The sequence below is a fragment of the Streptomyces sp. NPDC034099 genome (assembly GCF_055575415.1).
Genome location: NZ_JBVISR010000009.1, coordinates 326,017 through 342,490, shown reverse-complemented (window position 1 = coordinate 342,490; position 16,474 = coordinate 326,017). Strand labels below are relative to the sequence as shown.

15 protein-coding genes are annotated in these 16,474 nt (G+C 74.2%); 9 read left to right on the top strand and 6 right to left on the bottom strand.

Features of this window, described 5'->3' with window-relative positions:
• The first annotated feature begins 2 nt into the window (after positions 1-2).
• The 6 genes from ACZ56V_RS26145 (at position 3) to ACZ56V_RS26120 (ending at position 5,005) form a co-directional block, all read left to right on the top strand.
• On the top strand, positions 3-353 hold the full coding sequence (locus ACZ56V_RS26145; protein ID WP_398912784.1) for an avidin-fold protein: 351 nt from the start codon (positions 3-5) through the stop codon (positions 351-353).
• Between the two features lie 32 nt (positions 354-385).
• Complete coding sequence (locus ACZ56V_RS26140; protein WP_467383052.1) at positions 386-1,663, top strand: NAD(P)/FAD-dependent oxidoreductase; 1,278 nt, start codon at positions 386-388, stop codon at positions 1,661-1,663.
• A gap of 41 nt (positions 1,664-1,704) precedes the next feature.
• On the top strand, positions 1,705-2,070 hold the full coding sequence (locus ACZ56V_RS26135; protein WP_398912779.1) for an Rv2175c family DNA-binding protein: 366 nt from the start codon (positions 1,705-1,707) through the stop codon (positions 2,068-2,070).
• A gap of 129 nt (positions 2,071-2,199) precedes the next feature.
• Complete coding sequence (gene thiE / locus ACZ56V_RS26130; RefSeq protein ID WP_398912777.1) at positions 2,200-2,871, top strand: thiamine phosphate synthase; 672 nt, start codon at positions 2,200-2,202, stop codon at positions 2,869-2,871.
• Positions 2,872-3,029: 158 nt separating this feature from the next.
• Positions 3,030-3,953 carry a methylenetetrahydrofolate reductase [NAD(P)H] gene (gene metF / locus ACZ56V_RS26125; protein ID WP_356363108.1) on the top strand — a complete coding sequence of 308 codons (924 nt, stop codon included), beginning with the start codon at positions 3,030-3,032 and terminating at the stop codon, positions 3,951-3,953.
• Positions 3,954-4,009: 56 nt separating this feature from the next.
• Positions 4,010-5,005: an SCO2102 family sporulation regulator gene (locus tag ACZ56V_RS26120; RefSeq protein ID WP_467383048.1), complete on the top strand. Its 996-nt coding sequence runs from the start codon at positions 4,010-4,012 to the stop codon at positions 5,003-5,005.
• Between the two features lie 68 nt (positions 5,006-5,073).
• On the opposite strand, the gene ACZ56V_RS26115 is transcribed toward ACZ56V_RS26120, so the two are convergent.
• The gene (locus ACZ56V_RS26115) at positions 5,074-6,594 is read right to left on the bottom strand and encodes a phytoene desaturase family protein (protein WP_468945608.1); all 1,521 of its coding nucleotides are present in this window, start codon (positions 6,592-6,594) and stop codon (positions 5,074-5,076) included.
• Between the two features lie 444 nt (positions 6,595-7,038).
• Positions 7,039-7,668: a TetR/AcrR family transcriptional regulator gene (locus ACZ56V_RS26110; protein WP_356363102.1), complete on the bottom strand. Its 630-nt coding sequence runs from the start codon at positions 7,666-7,668 to the stop codon at positions 7,039-7,041.
• A gap of 183 nt (positions 7,669-7,851) precedes the next feature.
• Between ACZ56V_RS26110 and ACZ56V_RS26105 the strand changes: the two genes are divergently transcribed.
• From ACZ56V_RS26105 to ACZ56V_RS26095, 3 genes are all read left to right on the top strand, one after another.
• Positions 7,852-8,439: an SAV_6107 family HEPN domain-containing protein gene (locus ACZ56V_RS26105; protein WP_468945604.1), complete on the top strand. Its 588-nt coding sequence runs from the start codon at positions 7,852-7,854 to the stop codon at positions 8,437-8,439.
• Between the two features lie 150 nt (positions 8,440-8,589).
• A complete protein-coding gene (locus tag ACZ56V_RS26100; protein WP_398912769.1) occupies positions 8,590-9,417 on the top strand; it encodes a methyltransferase in 828 nt (275 codons plus the stop codon).
• A 277-nt stretch (positions 9,418-9,694) separates the two neighbouring features.
• Positions 9,695-10,102, top strand: coding sequence for a spore wall synthesis complex protein (locus ACZ56V_RS26095; RefSeq protein ID WP_011028137.1), 408 nt, complete (start codon positions 9,695-9,697; stop codon positions 10,100-10,102).
• Between the two features lie 181 nt (positions 10,103-10,283).
• Here ACZ56V_RS26095 and ACZ56V_RS26090 read toward each other — a convergent pair whose 3' ends face one another.
• The 4 genes from ACZ56V_RS26090 to ACZ56V_RS26075 form a co-directional block, all read right to left on the bottom strand.
• Positions 10,284-12,674 (bottom strand): transglutaminase TgpA family protein, encoded by a 2,391-nt coding sequence (locus ACZ56V_RS26090; protein WP_468945600.1) that lies wholly within the window; start codon positions 12,672-12,674, stop codon positions 10,284-10,286.
• A gap of 181 nt (positions 12,675-12,855) precedes the next feature.
• Positions 12,856-14,220, bottom strand: a complete 1,365-nt coding sequence (locus tag ACZ56V_RS26085; RefSeq protein WP_468945597.1) for a DUF58 domain-containing protein — start codon at positions 14,218-14,220, stop codon at positions 12,856-12,858.
• On the bottom strand, positions 14,220-15,293 hold the full coding sequence (locus tag ACZ56V_RS26080) for an AAA family ATPase (RefSeq protein WP_398912763.1): 1,074 nt from the start codon (positions 15,291-15,293) through the stop codon (positions 14,220-14,222). Before ACZ56V_RS26080 ends, ACZ56V_RS26085 begins: the two co-directional genes overlap by 1 nt.
• A 256-nt stretch (positions 15,294-15,549) precedes the next feature.
• Positions 15,550-16,098, bottom strand: a complete 549-nt coding sequence (locus ACZ56V_RS26075) for a beta-class carbonic anhydrase (RefSeq protein WP_398912761.1) — start codon at positions 16,096-16,098, stop codon at positions 15,550-15,552.
• Between the last annotated feature and the right edge of the window lie 376 nt (positions 16,099-16,474).

Here is a 16,474-nt window from a genome sequence, read left to right as displayed (position 1 = left end):
CCGTGGCGCGATCACTCGACGGCCTCGTCCTCGCCCCCGTCGCCGACCAGGCGCCCGGCCAGGTGGGCACCCGGACCCGGTTCACCTACCACGAGCGGGACGGCGCCGTGTGGGCCGAGTACGCGGGGGGCGACGTCGTCCGCGGGCACCTGGTGGGCACCAGGGAGGGCGACCGTCTCGACTTCCGGTACGTGCAGCTCAAGACCGACGGCAGCACGTCGTCGGGACACTGCGTGTCCACCGTCGTCGAACTGCCGGACGGGCGCGTTCGACTGGACGAGACCTGGGAGTGGGAGTCGCAGCCGGGCAGCGGGACCAGCGTGGTGGAGCAGCTCACCGCGCGCGGGCACTGACCGGTGAAACGCCGGGTGTCTATGGTGATCAGGTGAGCGAGCAGACGCGGGAACGGGGACAGGGACCGGCGGCGGACGCGGAGCGGCGTGCGGTCGTCGTGGGCGCCGGGATGGCGGGGGTGCAGACCGCGGTCGCCCTGCGCGAGCAGGGCTTCACCGGCCCGGTGACCCTGATCGGCGCGGAGCCGCACCAACCGTACGACCGCCCCCCGCTGTCCAAGGCCGTCCTGCTCGGCACCGCGGAGGGCTCCGCCTTCGACGTCGACTTCGAGGCGCTCGGCATCACCCTGCGGCTGGGCTGCGAGGCCCTGGGCGTCCGCCCCGGCGAGCACGTCCTGGACACCTCCGAGGGGCCCGTGCCGTACGACGTCCTCGTCCTGGCGACCGGCGCCGAACCGGTCCGCCTCCCGGGTGCCGAGGGCGTGCCCGGCGTGCACCTGCTGCGCACCCTGGACGACGCCGAGCGGCTGCGGCCGGTGCTCGCCCGGCAGCACGACATCGTGGTGGTCGGTGCGGGCTGGATCGGCGCCGAATTCGCCACCGCCGCGCGCGAGGCGGGCTGCGCGGTGACCGTGGTGGAGGCCGCCGACCGGCCGCTGGCCGACGCGCTGCCCGCCGAGGTCGCCGCGCCGATGACCGCCTGGTACGCCGACGCCGGCGCCGAACTGCGCACCCGCGCGCGCGTGGAGCGCGTCGAGCCCGGCGGCCCCGGTGAGTCCGGGCGGGTCGTCCTCGACGACGGCACCCGGCTGGCCGCGGGCGCGGTCGTCGTCGGCATCGGCGCCCGCCCCGCCACCGGCTGGCTGGCCGGCTCCGGCATCGCCCTCGGCGCGCACGGCGAGGTCCTGGCCGACGACCTCCTGCGCACTTCCGCGCCGGACGTCCACGCGGTCGGCGACTGCGCCTCCTTCCCCTCCGCCCGCTACGGCGAGCGGCTCCTGGTGCACCACTGGGACAACGCCCTCCAGGGCCCGCGCACGGTCGCCGCCGACATCGTCGGCGCCCCGGCCGGCCAGACCCCGGCGGCGTACGACCCGGTGCCGTACTTCTGGTCCGAGCAGTTCGGCCGCTTCGTCCAGTACGCCGGCCACCACACGGACGCCGACACCACCCTGTGGCGCGGCGACCCCGCGAGTGAGGCCTGGACGGTCTGCTGGCTGCGCGAGGGCCGCCTGGTCGCCCTGCTGGCGGTGGGCCGCCCCCGCGACCTGGCGCAGGGCAAGCGCCTGATCCAGGCGGGCACGCCGATGGACCCGGACCTGCTGGCCGACCCGGCGAAGCCGCTGAAGGCGGCGACGGCCACGGCGTAGTCGGGTTTCCGACTGTCAGTGCCAGGTGGCAGGCTGGAGGCGTGACCGAGATTGACGCAAAGATTGATGCTCTCGTGCCCGCCTGGCTCACCGTTCCCGACATCGCCGAGATGCTCGGTGTCGAGGTGACCCGGGTGCGCCAGCTGATCAGAGAAGGCCAGCTCATCGCCGTACGCCGCGGTGAGAACCGCGCACTGCACATCCCCGCGGCCTTCATCGACGAGGACAAGGTCGTCAAGGGCCTGGTCGGGACCCTGACGCTGCTGCGGGACGACGGCTTCACGGCCGAGGAGATGCTGGAGTGGCTCTTCACGCCCGACCCGAGCCTGCCCGGCACCCCCGCCCAGGCCCTGAGTGAGAATCGCGGTACGGAGGTGAAGCGCCGCGCCCAGGCGCTCGCCGTCTGACCGGCCCCCTCGCCGATCCGCCACACCGCCCGGCGTACGGGCCGCCGCGCACGCCGGGCGCCCGTGCCCGTACGCCACCATCGCGCGGCCCGTCATGGGCCCGCGCCACCTCACCCGGGGGACACCCGCATGCCCGACACCGCCACCACCGCCCGCGCCCGGCTCGCCGACGCCCGGCTGTACCTGTGCACGGACGCCCGCCGGAGCCAGGGCGACCTGCCCGAGTTCCTGGACGCCGTGCTCGCCGGCGGCGTCGACATCGTGCAACTGCGGGACAAGGGAATGGAGGCGGCCGAGGAACTGGAGCACCTGGAGGTCTTCGCCGACGCCTGCGCCCGCCACGGCAAGCTCCTCGCCGTCAACGACCGCGCGGACGTCGCCCACGCCGCCCGCGCCGACGTGCTGCACCTCGGCCAGGGCGACCTGCCGGTGCCCGCCGCCCGGGCGATTCTCGGCGACGACGTCCTCGTCGGCCGCTCCACGCACGCCGAGTCCGAGGCCGCCGCAGCCGCCGCCCAGGAGGGCGTGGACTACTTCTGTACCGGCCCCTGCTGGCCGACCCCCACCAAGCCCGGCCGCCACGCACCCGGCCTGGACCTGGTCCGCAGCACGGCGGCGCTGGGCACCGACCGCCCCTGGTTCGCGATCGGCGGCATCGACCTCGGCAACCTCGACGAGGTGCTGGACGCGGGCGCCCGGCGCGTGGTCGTCGTCCGCGCGATCACCGCCGCCGAGGACCCGGGCGCGGCGGCGGCCGAGTTCGCGAAGCGGCTGCGGCAGGCGGCCCCGGCACCGGCGTAGCCGCACGCCGTCGCGGCGCGTCGTCTCCGGCGGTCCCCGACGAGTCTCCAGCGGGTCTCCGACGGGCCGGTGTCCAAAGGGTGGACAACAACTCGACAATGTGGACAAATATCCCGCATCCGGTTGGGTGGCCGCCGCACCCTGGCTAACCTGCCCATATGGCCCTCGGAACCGCAAGCACGAGGACTGATCGCGCCCGCACGGTGCGTGACATCCTCGCCACCGGCAAGACGACGTACTCGTTCGAGTTCTCGGCGCCGAAGACGCCCAAGGGCGAGAAGAACCTGTGGAGCGCGCTGAGGCGGGTCGAGGCCGTGGCCCCGGACTTCGTCTCCGTGACCTACGGTGCCGGCGGCTCCACGCGTGCGGGCACGGTCCGCGAGACCCAGCAGATCGTCGCCGACACCACGCTGACCCCGGTGGCCCACCTCACCGCCGTCGACCACTCGGTCGCCGAACTGCGCAACATCATCGGCCAGTACGCCGACGCCGGGATCCGCAACATGCTGGCCGTGCGCGGCGACCCGCCCGGCGACCCGGGCGCCGACTGGATCGCGCACCCCGAGGGCCTGACGTACGCCGCCGAACTGGTCCGGCTCATCAAGGAGTCGGGCGACTTCTGCGTCGGCGTCGCGGCCTTCCCCGAGATGCACCCGCGCTCCGCGGACTGGGACACGGACGTGGCGCACTTCGTCGACAAGTGCCGGGCCGGTGCCGACTACGCCATCACCCAGATGTTCTTCCAGCCCGAGTCCTACCTCCGGCTGCGCGACCGGGTCGCCGCGGCCGGCTGCGCGACCCCGGTCATCCCCGAGGTCATGCCGGTGACCAGTGTGAAGATGCTGGAGAGGTTGCCGCAGCTCAGCAACGCCTCGTTCCCGCCGGAGCTGAAAGAGCGGATCCTCACGGCCAAGGACGATCCGGCGGCTGTACGCTCGATCGGCATCGAGTTCGCCACGGAGTTCTGCGCGCGGCTGCTGGCCGAAGGGGTGCCCGGACTGCACTTCATCACGCTCAACAACTCCACGGCGACCCTGGAAATCTACGAGAACCTGGGCCTGCACCACCCACCGCGGGCCTAGACCGGCCGCACGTATTTGCGACACACTGCGTAACGGCCACTGGGAGAGGGGCGTACATGGGCTGGACGGTCCTCTACATCGCGTTCGGCGTCGTCGCGCTGTGGCTGCTCGGCGAGGTGCTGCTGCAGTACAAGGCGCGGCTGCGCTGGCGGCTGCTCGCCTTCGGCGGCTTCGTCGGCGTCGTCGCCGGCGTGCTGATGTCGAACGTGCTCGTCATCGGTCTCGGCGCCGCCGCCTTCGCGGTCGGCCAGACCTACGTCACGCTGTCGTTCCGCCGCGGCTTCGAGGCCGGCTGGGCGGTCAACGCCCCGGCGAGCCTCGTCGGCAAGCGCGGGCGCCCCGAACGGGGCCGCCGGAAACCGACGTTGGAGGTCTCCGGGGTCGGACCCGCCGAGGGCGACCGGGGCCACCAGGACGGCTACGACGAGCGCGCCCGGGCCCACACCCCGGGTCAGGACGTCCCGCCCTACGGGCACGACGACTACGACCGCGACGACGTCTTCACTCCGGCCCGGCCCACCGCCGACCCCTCGGCCGCGGAGACCACCGCCGTCTACGAACCGCAGCCCATGCCGGACGACACCGCTTCGTACGGCGTGTACACCGACGCCGGTTACGGCACCGGCCAGCAGCAGGCGGCCACCGCGCCGGGCGCCGACCAGGCCTACGCCTACGACTACTCCGGCTACGGCCAGCAGCAGGACTACGGCTACGACACCGGCGCCCAGCAGCAGTACGCCGCCTACTCCGACCCGTACATCGGCACCCCCACCTACGACGCCGGGGCGTACGACACCGGCGGCTACGACACGCCCGGTGCGCAGAACTACGGCCAGCAGGGCTACGGGCAGGACCAGTACGCCACCGGCGCGCCCGGCGGTTACGGCGGCGAGACCCCGGCCGGCGGGGTGTGGGTGCCGCAGCAGCGCAGCACCGACGACCCCTACGGCGGCGAACTCCCGCCCGAGCAGGCGCAGTACCCCTACCAGGGCAACGGCCAGCCGCAGGGCCAGGGTCAAGGCCAGGGCTACGACGAGCAGTACCGCTACTGAGGAGCCCTTCCTGAGGTCCCCGTCCGCCGACGGGGCCTCCGGCGCCCGGTGACCGGCCCGTCGGCCGCTCACTGGGAGCCGCGGAACTCCGGCCCCTCCACCACGAGTCCGGCCACCAGCGCGCCCGACATCCCCGCGTGCGGCAGACCGCCGCCTGGGTGCGACCAGCCGCCGACCGTGAACAGGCCCTCGGTACGCATGCCGTTCGCCGGGTGCAGCAGCCGTCCGCCGGCGCCCGCCAGCGCCGGCGCCGGAATCGCGCCGCCCGCCACGCCGGTGTCCGCCGCGACCTCGGCCGGGGTGCGCACCTCGTGCCACAGGAGGCGGTCGCGCAGGTCCGGTACCGCCCGCGCGGCGACGTCGATCAACTGCTCGGCCCAGCCGGCGAACACCTCGGTCGTGGCCCGGTCGGACGCGCCGTCCAGGGCGGGCACCGTCGCGCCGAGTGTCACCGCCTCGTGGTCCGGGTCCGGTACCAGCGCCGGGTCCTCGGGCCGCAGGACGGTGACGGTCGGCCGCGCGGCCATCCCGGGAGCGGCGCCGAACAGGCGGTCCAACTCGGCCTCACGGTCCGCCGCGTGCACCACCGTCCGGTGCGCCGTGCCCTCGGGCCGGCCGCCCCGCAGTGCCAGCAGCACCGTCAGCCGGCTCGACCCGCCGCGCCGCGCCGGCACCTCGTCCGCGCCGCGCACCGGCGCTCCACCGCACAGGCGGTCCAGTACCTCCGGCGCCACGCCGGAGACCACGAACTCGGCCTCCTCCAGGGCCCCTTCGGCCAGCTCCACGCCCGCCACCCGGCCGTCCTTCTCGACGATCCCGGTGACCTCCGCCCCGAAGCGGAACTCGACCCGGCGGGCCAGGCACCGCTCGTACACCGCCCGCGCCAGCTCCCGCAGACCGCCGCCGCGCACGTACCAGACGCCGAACGCGTACTCCATGTACGGCAGGACGGCGGTGTTCGCCGGGGCGGTGCGCGGGTCCAGGCCGTGGGCGAGCGCGTGGCCCTCCAGCAGGGCGGCGAGCCGGGCGTCGCGCAGCTCCCAGGCGCCGACCTCGGCGAGCGTTCCCGCCCGGCGGGTGCGCAGCAGCCGCTTGTGCGGGACCGCCGGATAGGGCTCGCGCTCGGCCAGCACCCGCCAGTTCGGCCACAGCGGCTCTTCCAGCAGGGGGCGGCGCGTCCGGTCCCAGGTCTCCCGGGCCCGCACCAGGAAGTCGCCCCAGCGCTGCCCGGCGCCCGCACCGAGCGCCGCGTCCAGGGCGGCGACGACACCCGCGCGCGAGGCGTTCGGCAGCGAGACTGCGGTGCCGTCGGCGAACACGTGCCGGGACGACGGGTCGACCTGGACCAGCTCGACGCACGACTCCAGCGGCTCCTTGCCGGTCTTCACGAACAGATCGCGCCAGACCGCGGGCAGCGGGAGCAGACCGGGGCCGGTGTCGAAGGAGAACCCGTCCCGTTCGAACCGGCCCAGGGCTCCGCCGTACGTCCGCGTCCGCTCGTACACCACCACCCGGTGGCCCGCGACGGCCAGCCGGGCGGCCGCCGCCATGGCGCCCATCCCGGCGCCGATCACCGCAATCCATGCCATGCCAGGGACTTTATCCGCCGCCACCGGCACCGCCGTGCGAGGGCTGAGCACCGCGACGGACGTCCAGGTGACCGGTCGGCGGCGCCGCGCCGTGGGGCGGGGTGCCCAGGGCTGAGTAGCCGTACCTAGTCCTGCAGATGAGTACGCGGGCGGATGGGCTCCGACCTGCGGGAACGAGAGAGTGGAGGCACGGAGAGGGGCACGGCTCCGGCACCGGCGGCACGGGGCGCCGGAACGGAGCCGGGCCCGCGATCCGCTCCTTCCGCCGACCGTGGTCGGCGGGAGCGAGACCGGGGGAGCCCGGAGGGACGACCGGCGACGGGAGTTCCTACGGGGGGACGTACGGGGGAGCAGGAGAAGGCGCCGGTCCGACGGCGGCCCGCGGGGGACGCGGCCACCACGGACCGGCGTTCTTCGTGCGGGCCCGCCCCGCCCGCTCCTCGCTCAGCCCCGGCCGCTCACGCGTCCCTGGAGCAGCCGCGACAGCGCGGCGTGCACGTCGTCCAGGGAGCGCTCCGGCTGGAACGCCTTCCAGTCCAGCGCGGCCACCAGGACCATGCCGACCAGCGCGGCGGCGGTCAGCGGCACGTCGATCTCCTCGCTGAACTCACCGCTCGCCACACCCGCGCGCAGCACCCCCTCCACCACCGCCACGGCCTCCTGCCGGACCACGAGCAGCGTGGACTGCCAGGCCCGGTTGGTGCGCCACAGCTCGGCGACGTACAGCTGGGTGAAGGCCGGATAGCGGTCGATGAAGACGAGCCCCGCGCGGATCATCGCGTCCAGGGCGTCGACCCGGCCGCGGCCCTCCCGGGCGGTCTGTTCCGCGGCCTGGCGCAGCGAGGCGGTCAGCAGGCCGACACCGTGCCGCAGCAGCTCCTCGAAGAGGACGGACTTGCTGGCGAAGTTGTAGTAGACCGTGCCCTTCGCGACCCCGGCCCGCTCGGCGATCTCGTCCACGGTGGTGGCGGAGAAGCCCTGCTCGGCGATGAGGGTGACCGCCGCCTCGTAGAGCTTCTGCCGGGTGGCCTCGCGACGGCTGCCGCTCTGCGGGGCGGTGCTGCTGCTTTCCATGGTCCCGATTCTCACAGCACCCCGCACCGGGGCGTCACCGCAGGCCCCCGGGACCCGAACCGAACGGCCGATCGAATCAAAGGTCCAGGTCAGAACGGATTGTCAGTGCCATACCTCACGATGGGCACATACGGCACCTCCTGCCAGGGGGCGTGCCGTCACGGAGACGACAGGAGGATCGTCATGGCCCACTCGTCCGCAGCCGCCTCCCGGCGGCGCCGCGCAGCCGGCCCTGCACCCTCACTGACCGGACCGGCGAGCGACGTGCACCCCGTGCTCCGCCGGACGACCGCCCCGCCCGCCGCCCTCGACCTGCTCGCCCAGGCCCGGGCCGGACTGGAGGAGGCCACCGCCCTGGAAACGCCGAACGAGCGGTACGCGACGGCCCACCTCGCCGCCCTGCGCACCGCCGCCGCCGTGCTGGCCGCGCGCGGCCGCCCGGAGACCAGCCCGCGGGCCAGGGCCCGCATCCGCAGCGCCTGGGAGGTGCTGCCCGAGATCGCGCCCGAGCTGTCCGACTGGAGCGCGCTGTTCGCCTCCGGCGCAGGGCGCCGGGCCCGCGCCGAGGCGGGCATCCAGGGCGCAGCGGGCACCCGGGACGCCGACGACCTGATACGCGACGTGGCGATGTTCCTGCGCCTGGTGGAGCGGATGCTGGTCCTCCAGCCGGTCCTGCCCCAGCCCCGGCCCGACGCGGACCCACCGGGCCCCGAGCGGTCCGGCCGCTCCGACGCCGGTCGCCCCGGCCGCGACCTGCCGGACGCCGGATGAGCGGGTGACGGACGGATGCCCGGCGGGCGCGGCGCAGGCAATAGGGTGGGAGTCGCCTGAAGCCTCCCCCTCCCCGCACCGGGCCGGGGGCGGCAGCCCGTTCCGCTCCGCCCGTGTCCGAGGCGGTGCCGCGCCGAGGAGTCAACTGCCGTGTCGGACCCGATGCGCCCGCCCGCCTCCCAGCCCCGACCGCACACGGCGGCTCCGCGCCCCGAGCCCTCCCGGTCCCGGGCCGCCCTGCGCACCGCCGTGGTCTGGGACGTCCTCCAGGACGCACTGGACCGCCGGGTCAAGGCCACCGGCCGCCAGACGCTGGACGTCCTCGACACCGGCGGCGGCAGCGGCAACTTCGCGGTGCCCGTGGCCGGCCTCGGCCACCGTGTCACCGTCGTGGACCCGAGCCCCAACGCCCTGTTCGCCTTGGAGCGCCGAGCCGCCGAGGCCGGTGTCGCCGACCGCGTGCGGGGCGTCCAGGGCGACGCCCGCGGCCTCTTCGACGTGGTCGAGCGCGGCGGCTACGACGCGGTGCTGTGCCACGGCGTCCTGGAGTACGTGGACGACCCCGCCGAGGGCGTCCGCAACGTGGTGGCGGCCCTGCGCGCCGACGGCGTCCTCAGCCTGCTCGCCGCGGGCCTCGGCGGCGCCGTGCTCGCGCGTGCCCTCGCCGGTCACTTCACCGAGGCCCGGCAGGCCCTGGACGACCCGGACGGCCGCTGGGGCACGGGTGACCCCGTGCCGCGGCGCTTCACCGCCGAGCAGCTCACCGGGCTGGTCGAGGCCGCCGGGCTCCGGGTCGGCGCCGTGCACGGCGTACGCGTCTTCGCCGACCTCGTCCCCGGCGGGCTGGTGGACACCGAGCCCGGCGCCATGGACGCCCTGCTGAAGCTGGAGGCCGCGGCGGCCGAACTCGCCGCGTTCCACTCCGTGGCCACACAGCTCCATGTGCTCGGTGAGACGCCGGGGACCGACGGGGTCTGAGCCGACCGGTGGGGTGAGGCGCTGATCAGGGGCGCGACTGCAGATGGAGTACGCCACAGGCCCCCCGAACGGGGGGCAGTCGCCGTATGATCGAGGGAGACCGCCCGGCATGACGGGTCGGCCGCTGGGGAATGGGAACTTCAGCGAGCCGGTACGGCCATGACGGAGTCCGGTTGGTCAATTGGCGCAGAGGGGCGGGTTTCACGGGGGCGATTCCCTGCCTATCCTGAAGGGACCCCCCGGGTCGCCCCGGCGACTGCACGATGAGGAGGACTCCGTGCCGCTCTCGGAGCACGAGCAGCGCATGCTCGAGCAGATGGAGCGAGCGCTGTACGCCGAAGATCCCAAGTTCGCGACAGCGCTCGAGGGAAGCGGGCTGCGTACGTACACCCGGCGACGGGTCTACCAGGCGGTCGCGGGCTTCCTCGTAGGTATTGCGCTCCTCATGGCCGGTATGGTCGCCCAGCAGGTGTGGCTCAGTGTGGTGGGCTTCCTGGTCATGCTGGGGTGCGCGGTGCTCGCCGTGACCGGCTGGCGCAAGGCCCCCAAGCCGGGCGAGCAGCAGCAGGCGGCCGGTGCCGGTCCGCAGGCAGCACGCCGCCAAGGACGCCAGAAACGCTCGATGATGGATCGCATCGACGAGCGCTGGCAGCGCCGCAGGGATGAGCAGCAGGGCGGCCAGTAGCACCGCCGAGCCGCTCACCAGGACATCCGCGTGAGGGGGTGACCACCCCGACGGTGGTCACCCCCTCACCCATGCTCAGGAGCATCTGAGGACGCCGGGGCCGCCATCTCTCCCCCCGCCGCGGCGGGACCGCCGCCTCGCCCTGCCGTTCGACGTGCTCAGCCCCACCGGCCCGGCGGGCTCAGCCCTGTTGGTCCGAGGTTTTCCGCCACGTCGGCCGGGCCGTCGCGGCGCGTCGTTTCAGGGCCGTCCACCGGGACGACACCGTCCAGGTCACCCGAATGGCCGAACGCGGGGCGAACCGTGCGCGCAGCCGGGTGCCGCGGCCGACCGCGGCCCGCAGACCCGCGGCCGCCAGCCGGGCGTCCTCCGTCAGCCCCGCCGTCAGGCGCGGGTGGGGCGCGTAGAGGACCTGCTCCACGGCGTCCGCCACCCGGTGCACCGCCTGCGCGGCCGTCGGCTCCAGCCGGCCCAGCCGGACGATGCGGTCCGCCGCCTTGCGCGGGGTCTGCGACTCCTGGGGCGGAATGCCGAGGTCCCACGCCGTGTCGGTGAGCTCCCGCCACACCGCGAGGGTGTGCGGGCCCGCGTCCGCCGCACCGCGGCCGTGCGACCCGAGCCGTACCGCCCGGGCGCGCAGCCGCCACAGCATCGGGGCGAGCGGGATCAACAGCACCGCGAGCCCGGCCAGGGCCCAGGCCAGCAGCGCGTACCACTTCGGCCCGTCGCCGCCGGTGACGGGCAGGGCCGCCGCGGTCTCGGTGGAGCAGGCGTCCAGCTTCTTGTCCTGCGGGGAACAGGTGTCGCTCGACGAGGGCGCCGCCGACGGCTCGGTCTCCGTGTTCTGCGACGGCACGACCGGCTCCGGCACCGAGCTGCCCGGCCGGTCCGTGATGGTGTACGACGGGGTCGAGCCACGCGTCGGCGTCGGCTCGAAGCGGGTCCAGCCCACGCCCTCGAAGTACACCTCGGGCCACGCGTGCGCGTCCCGCAGCCCCACGGACACCGAGCCGTCCGCCTGCGGGGAGCCCGGCGCGAAACCGACCGCGACCCTGGCCGGAATGCCCAGGGAGCGGGCCATCGCCGCCATGGCGAAGGAGAAGTGAACGCAGAAGCCCTCCTTGTCCTTCAGGAACCGGGCGATCGCCTCCGAGCCGCTGCCGACCTTGACCTGGGTGTCGTACTCGAAACCGCCGTTGACCGCGAAGTACTCCTGGAGCCTGACCGCCTGCTGGTACGGGTTCGCGGCGCCGGCCGTGACCTCGCGGGCGGTGCGGGAGACCACCGCGGGCAGCGAGTCCGGCAGCCGCGTGTACTCGCGCAGGAGTGCCGCCGGCGGTGGGGGCGCCGCGGCGAGCTGCTCCGCCGTCGGCTGCACGTTCAGGCTGCGTACCTCGTACTTCAGCCCGCGGGTGTTCTGGCCGTGATCGCCGACCAGGGTCATGCCGACGGGCTCGTAGCGCCAGTTGCCCGCGACGCGCACGCCGCTGGGCGGGTAGGGCATGGGCAGCCAGTCCTGGGCGTACCAGTCGGCGGCCGACACCAGGGTCCGCGACTCCGTGCGCTTGATGTCGGATCCGAGTCCGGCCGGGGTGGGGAACGTGCCGTCCGGCACGGCGGTGATGTGCCGCTTGGACGGCTTCCAGGTGGTGCCGTCGAAGTCGTCCAGGGACACGATGCGCAGGTACAGGTTGGACAGGTCCTCGGAATCCGTCTGGACGGAGAGGACCTGGCGGTCCTCGTTGACGTTGAGGCTGTCCCGCAGGGAGACCAGCGGGTTCACCGCGGAGATCGTGCCGCCGCCCCCGGTGCCGGAGCCCACGCCGCTGCCGGCGCTGTCCAGCAGCCCGCCGTCCATCGCGGGCAGGGCGAGCGGTACCACCAGGGCGATGCCCAGCGCGAAGGCGCCGATACGCCGGCCGGTGCGGACCGGGGCGAGGGCACGCCCCTGCTCCGGGCCCGGGGCACGCGCCGAGCCGCCGAAGACCCGGCCCCACTGCGAGAGCCGGTCGCGTCCCTCGGCCAGGAGCAGCGTCAGATAGCCGACCGCCGCGACCAGGAACCACAGCCAGTCGGCGCCGCCGTCGGACAGCCCCGCGGCCACCGAGTAGAGGGCGAGCAGCGGCAGGCCGGCCGGAGCGGCGCTGCGGAAGGTCACCGCGAGGGTGTCCACCAGCAGCCCGATCACCAGCACGCCGCCGACCAGCATCAGCCGGATGCCGTCGGACTCCAGCGGCGCCGGGATCGCGTACCGGGCGATGTCGTCGCCTCCCTGCTGGAGCAGGTCGGCGAAGCGCTGGAAGGCCTGCGGGCCGGGGATCAGCCCGGCGAGCGCCTGCTGCCGGGCGAAGACCAGGGTCAGCAGCAGCAGCGTGACCAGGGCCTGCGCCGCGATGGTCAGCGGCCGGGCCAGCGGCACCCGCCGCGCCACCGCGCCCACGCCTGACTGCACCGCCAGCAGGACCGCCGCCTGAAGGATCCAGGTGGCCGGCTCGACCAACGGCAGCAACGCACAGGCCGCCATCAAGGTGGCCGCCCAGGCACACACGGCCAACCGCGCCCGCCCGCTCATCGCCCCGCCTCCCGCCCGCTGACCTCGGTGGCGGAACAGGCGTGCGAGGCGTCGCCCCGTCGCCCGCCGGTCCCGGACGCCGCGCCGCGGACATGCGTCACCGGCCGTGCCCGCCCGGCCGGTCCGGCACCCGCGCCCCGCCCGCGGACCGGTCCACGTCGCGTCGGCCGCGCCCGCCCGCTCATGGCGTCCCCTTTCCGCCGGTCGGCGTGGTGAGGGTGGTGCGTTCGTGGTCGGCCAGGCGCCACAGCTCCTCCACGGTGGCGCCCCGTGGGACGGTCACGGCGGTCCAGCCCGACTCGCGGAGCATCCGCAGCCGCTCCGAGCCCCCGTCCAACGGGCCGGGCACCTCGCCCGGTTCCCGAGCCCACGTCTCGCTGTCCAGGACGAAGGCGACGGCGCCGCCGCTGCGCTGCCGCATCTTGGCCACCACCGTGGCCTGCTCCTCGTCCAGGTCGCCGAAGAACGCCACCAGCAGCCCCTCGTTCCCGCGGCGCAGCACGTCGTACGCCCGCGACAGGCTCGTGTCGTCGGAGTGGTCGATCACGGCGAGGGTGTCCATCATCAGCCCGGCCGCGTCGGCCGTGCCCTGGCTCGCCCCCGCGAAGCCGTCCGCGCCCTCGCCCGGCACCGAGTTGCCGGTGTCGGTGAGCAGCCGGACGGAGAAGCCCCGCTCCAGCATGTGCACCAGCACCGACGCCGCGCCCGACACCGCCCACTCGAAGGCCGAGTCGGGGCCCGCGCCCTCGAAGGCCACGACCCGGGTGTCGAGCAGCACCGTGCAGCGGGCCCGCTGCGGCTGCTCCTCGCGGCGCACCATCAGCTCGCCGTAGCGCGCGGTGGAGCGCCAGTGCACGCGGCGCAGGTCGTCGCCGTAGCGGTACCCGCGCGGGATCACGTCGTCGTCGCCGGCCAGGGCGAGCGAGCGCTGCCTGCCCTCGCCGTACCCCTTCGCCTCGCCGCTCAGCCGCACCGGCGGCAGCGCCTCCACGCGCGGGATCACGGTCAGCGTGTCGTACGTCGAGAAGGAACGGGTCAGCTCGCACAGGCCGAACGGATCGGTCAGACGCAGTTGGAGCGGGCCCAGCGGGTAACGGCCGCGCAGGTCGGAACGGACCCGGTAGGACACCTCGCGGCGACCGCCGGGCTCCACCCGGTCGAGTACGAAGCGGGGGCGCGGACCGAGCACGTAGGGCACCCGGTCCTGGAGCATCAGCAGGCCGGTGGGCAGCCGGGAGACGTTGTCGACGCGCAGATGGACCCGGGCCTCGCTGCCCGCGGGCACCCGCCCGGGGGAGAGCCGGCGGCTGCCCGCGACCCGGTACCGCGTGCGGTAGAGCACGGCCGCGCAGACCAGCGGCAGGGCGCCCAGGAGCAGCCCGACCCGCAGCAGATCGCTCTGCCCCAGGACGTACGCGCAGACCGCCGCGGCGATACCGGCGGCCAGGAAGGAACGCCCGCGGGTGGTCAGACCGGCCAGGGCGGTCCGGACACCGCCGCCCTCGCCCCGGTCGGCCTCGGGCCCGTCCGTCCCCCCGGCGTCCATCACAGCCTCCGCGGCGGCTGCTGACCGTACGCCGGCGTGCCGCGGCCCACGCCGAAGCCCGGCTGCTGCTGGGGAGCCGCGGGCACCGGGGTGCGCTGCAGGATCTCCTCCACCACCTGCTCGGCGGTGCGGCGGTTGAGCTGGGCCTGCGCGGTCGGGAGCAGCCGATGGGCCAGCACGGCGACCGCGAGGGCCTGCACGTCGTCCGGCAGCGCGTACTCCCGGCCGCTCAGGGCGGCGGACGCCTTCGCCGCGCGCAGCAGATGCAGCGTGGCACGCGGCGAGGCGCCGAGTCTGAGGTCCGGGTGGGAGCGGGTGGCGGCGACCAGGTCCACCGCGTACCGCCGGACCGGGTCCGCCACGTGGACGCCGCGGACCGCCTCGATCAGCTTCAGGATCTCGTGCGCGTGCGCCACCGGCTGCAGGTCGTCCAGCGGATTGACCCCGCCGTGCACGTCGAGCATCTGCAGCTCGGCCTCCGGGCTCGGATAGCCGATGGAGACCCGGGCCATGAAACGGTCCCGCTGGGCCTCCGGGAGCGGGTAGGTGCCCTCCATCTCGACCGGGTTCTGCGTCGCCACCACCATGAAGGGGGCGGGCAGCTCGTAGGTCTGGCCGTCGATGGTGACCTGGCGCTCCTCCATCGACTCCAGCAGCGCGGACTGCGTCTTCGGCGACGCGCGGTTGATCTCGTCGCCGATCACCACCTGCGCGAAGATCGCACCCGGTTTGAACTCGAAGTCCCGGCGCTGCTGGTCCCAGATGGACACCCCGGTGATGTCCGAGGGCAGCAGGTCCGGCGTGAACTGGATCCGCCGCACCGAACAGTCGATGGACCGCGCCAGCGCCTTGGCCAGCATGGTCTTGCCGACCCCCGGCACATCCTCGATCAGCAGGTGCCCCTCGGCCAGCAGCACGGTCAGCGAGAGCCGTACGACCTCGGGCTTGCCCTCGATCACGCCCTCCACCGAGCCGCGTACCCGCTCGACCACCGCGCTCAGATCGTCCCCCACGCTGGAATACGCTCCCGAGGGGGCACCCCCATGGCTCGCCCGATCGTCATAGGTCGTCACCCGGCCCTCCTCGGCCTTTCCCCGCACTCCCTGGGAAGAGGGGGTTCCCCAACTTGCCGGGCCGGCCCCGCAGCGCGGAAGGCCCACCCCGAATCACGGACGCCGCACGGAAAAAGTTCCGCGCGACACCACTTCCCGCATTCTTGCCGCCGTTACCGATTCGTGTCACTCGCCTGTGGACAACTGGCCGCGATATGTCGGCCCTTACGGCCTTTGCGGCGCTTGCGCAGCGGAATCGCCGGGGCGGGCCACCGGATCAGGCGGGGTCGACCTCGCGCAGCAGGCCGGTCTTCACGTCGAAGACGAAACCGCGCACATCCTCGGTGTGCAGCAGGAACGGCGAGGTGCGCACTCGCTCGATCGACTGCCGCACGTCCTGGTCGGCGTCCCGGAAGGCCTCCACCGCCCACGCCGGACGCTGGCCGACCTCCAGCTCCAGATCGTGCCGGAATTCCTCGGTGATGGTCTCCATGCCGCAGCCCGTGTGGTGGATGAGGGCCACGCTGCGGGTGCCGAGCGCCCGCTGGCTGATGGTCAGGGAACGGATCACGTCGTCGGTGACGACACCGCCCGCGTTGCGGATGGTGTGGCAGTCGCCGAGCTTCAGGCCGAGCGCCGCGTGCAGGTCCAGGCGCGCGTCCATGCAGGCGACGACCGCCACGCGCTGTACGGGGCGGGCGTCCATCCCGGGGTCGGTGAACGCGGCGGCATAGCGCTCGTTCGCCTCGACGAGCCGGTCGGTGACGGTGTGGTCGGCCACTATGGCGGATTCGGGGCCTGCGGGTACCGATGCAGAAGTCGTCATATCCATGACGTTACTGGCCGTCCCCGCGCGTGGCCCGCTGTGAAGCGGGACAAAGAACGTCATCGTGGCTTGTTGTGAGCCAACCCACAGGGTGGTGCGGATGCGGCCGTCCGAGTGAAAAGCCGCCCGATGCCGGTTTGCGGACGCCGGGGTCCGCGACGCGCAGGCCGGTTGATTGACCGGGCGACACGGTGGACTAAAGTGACGCGAAGCGGGAGGCGAGTTCCTCCCTGCTGGACTGAATTCCCCGGAGACCTGGGCGACGTCCCGCCAGATCTCCCCACGTGCGCGGCGCGTACGTACGGCTCGGCCTCCTCCCGCTCCCGGCCGGCCGACGCTCTTGGCGCCGGCAGGCCTCCCCTTCAGATGCGAGCGG

Coding starts and splice junctions, on each gene's coding strand:
- ACZ56V_RS26110 (WP_356363102.1), bottom strand. CDS start 7,668: ATGGAAAGCAGCAGCACCGCCCCGCAGAGCGGCAGCCGTCGCGAGGCC.
- ACZ56V_RS26090 (WP_468945600.1), bottom strand. CDS start 12,674: ATGAGCGGGCGGGCGCGGTTGGCCGTGTGTGCCTGGGCGGCCACCTTG.
- ACZ56V_RS26085 (WP_468945597.1), bottom strand. CDS start 14,220: ATGGACGCCGGGGGGACGGACGGGCCCGAGGCCGACCGGGGCGAGGGC.
- ACZ56V_RS26115 (WP_468945608.1), bottom strand. CDS start 6,594: ATGGCATGGATTGCGGTGATCGGCGCCGGGATGGGCGCCATGGCGGCG.
- ACZ56V_RS26105 (WP_468945604.1), top strand. CDS start 7,852: ATGGCCCACTCGTCCGCAGCCGCCTCCCGGCGGCGCCGCGCAGCCGGC.
- thiE (WP_398912777.1), top strand. CDS start 2,200: ATGCCCGACACCGCCACCACCGCCCGCGCCCGGCTCGCCGACGCCCGG.
- ACZ56V_RS26120 (WP_467383048.1), top strand. CDS start 4,010: ATGGGCTGGACGGTCCTCTACATCGCGTTCGGCGTCGTCGCGCTGTGG.
- ACZ56V_RS26075 (WP_398912761.1), bottom strand. CDS start 16,098: ATGACGACTTCTGCATCGGTACCCGCAGGCCCCGAATCCGCCATAGTG.
- metF (WP_356363108.1), top strand. CDS start 3,030: ATGGCCCTCGGAACCGCAAGCACGAGGACTGATCGCGCCCGCACGGTG.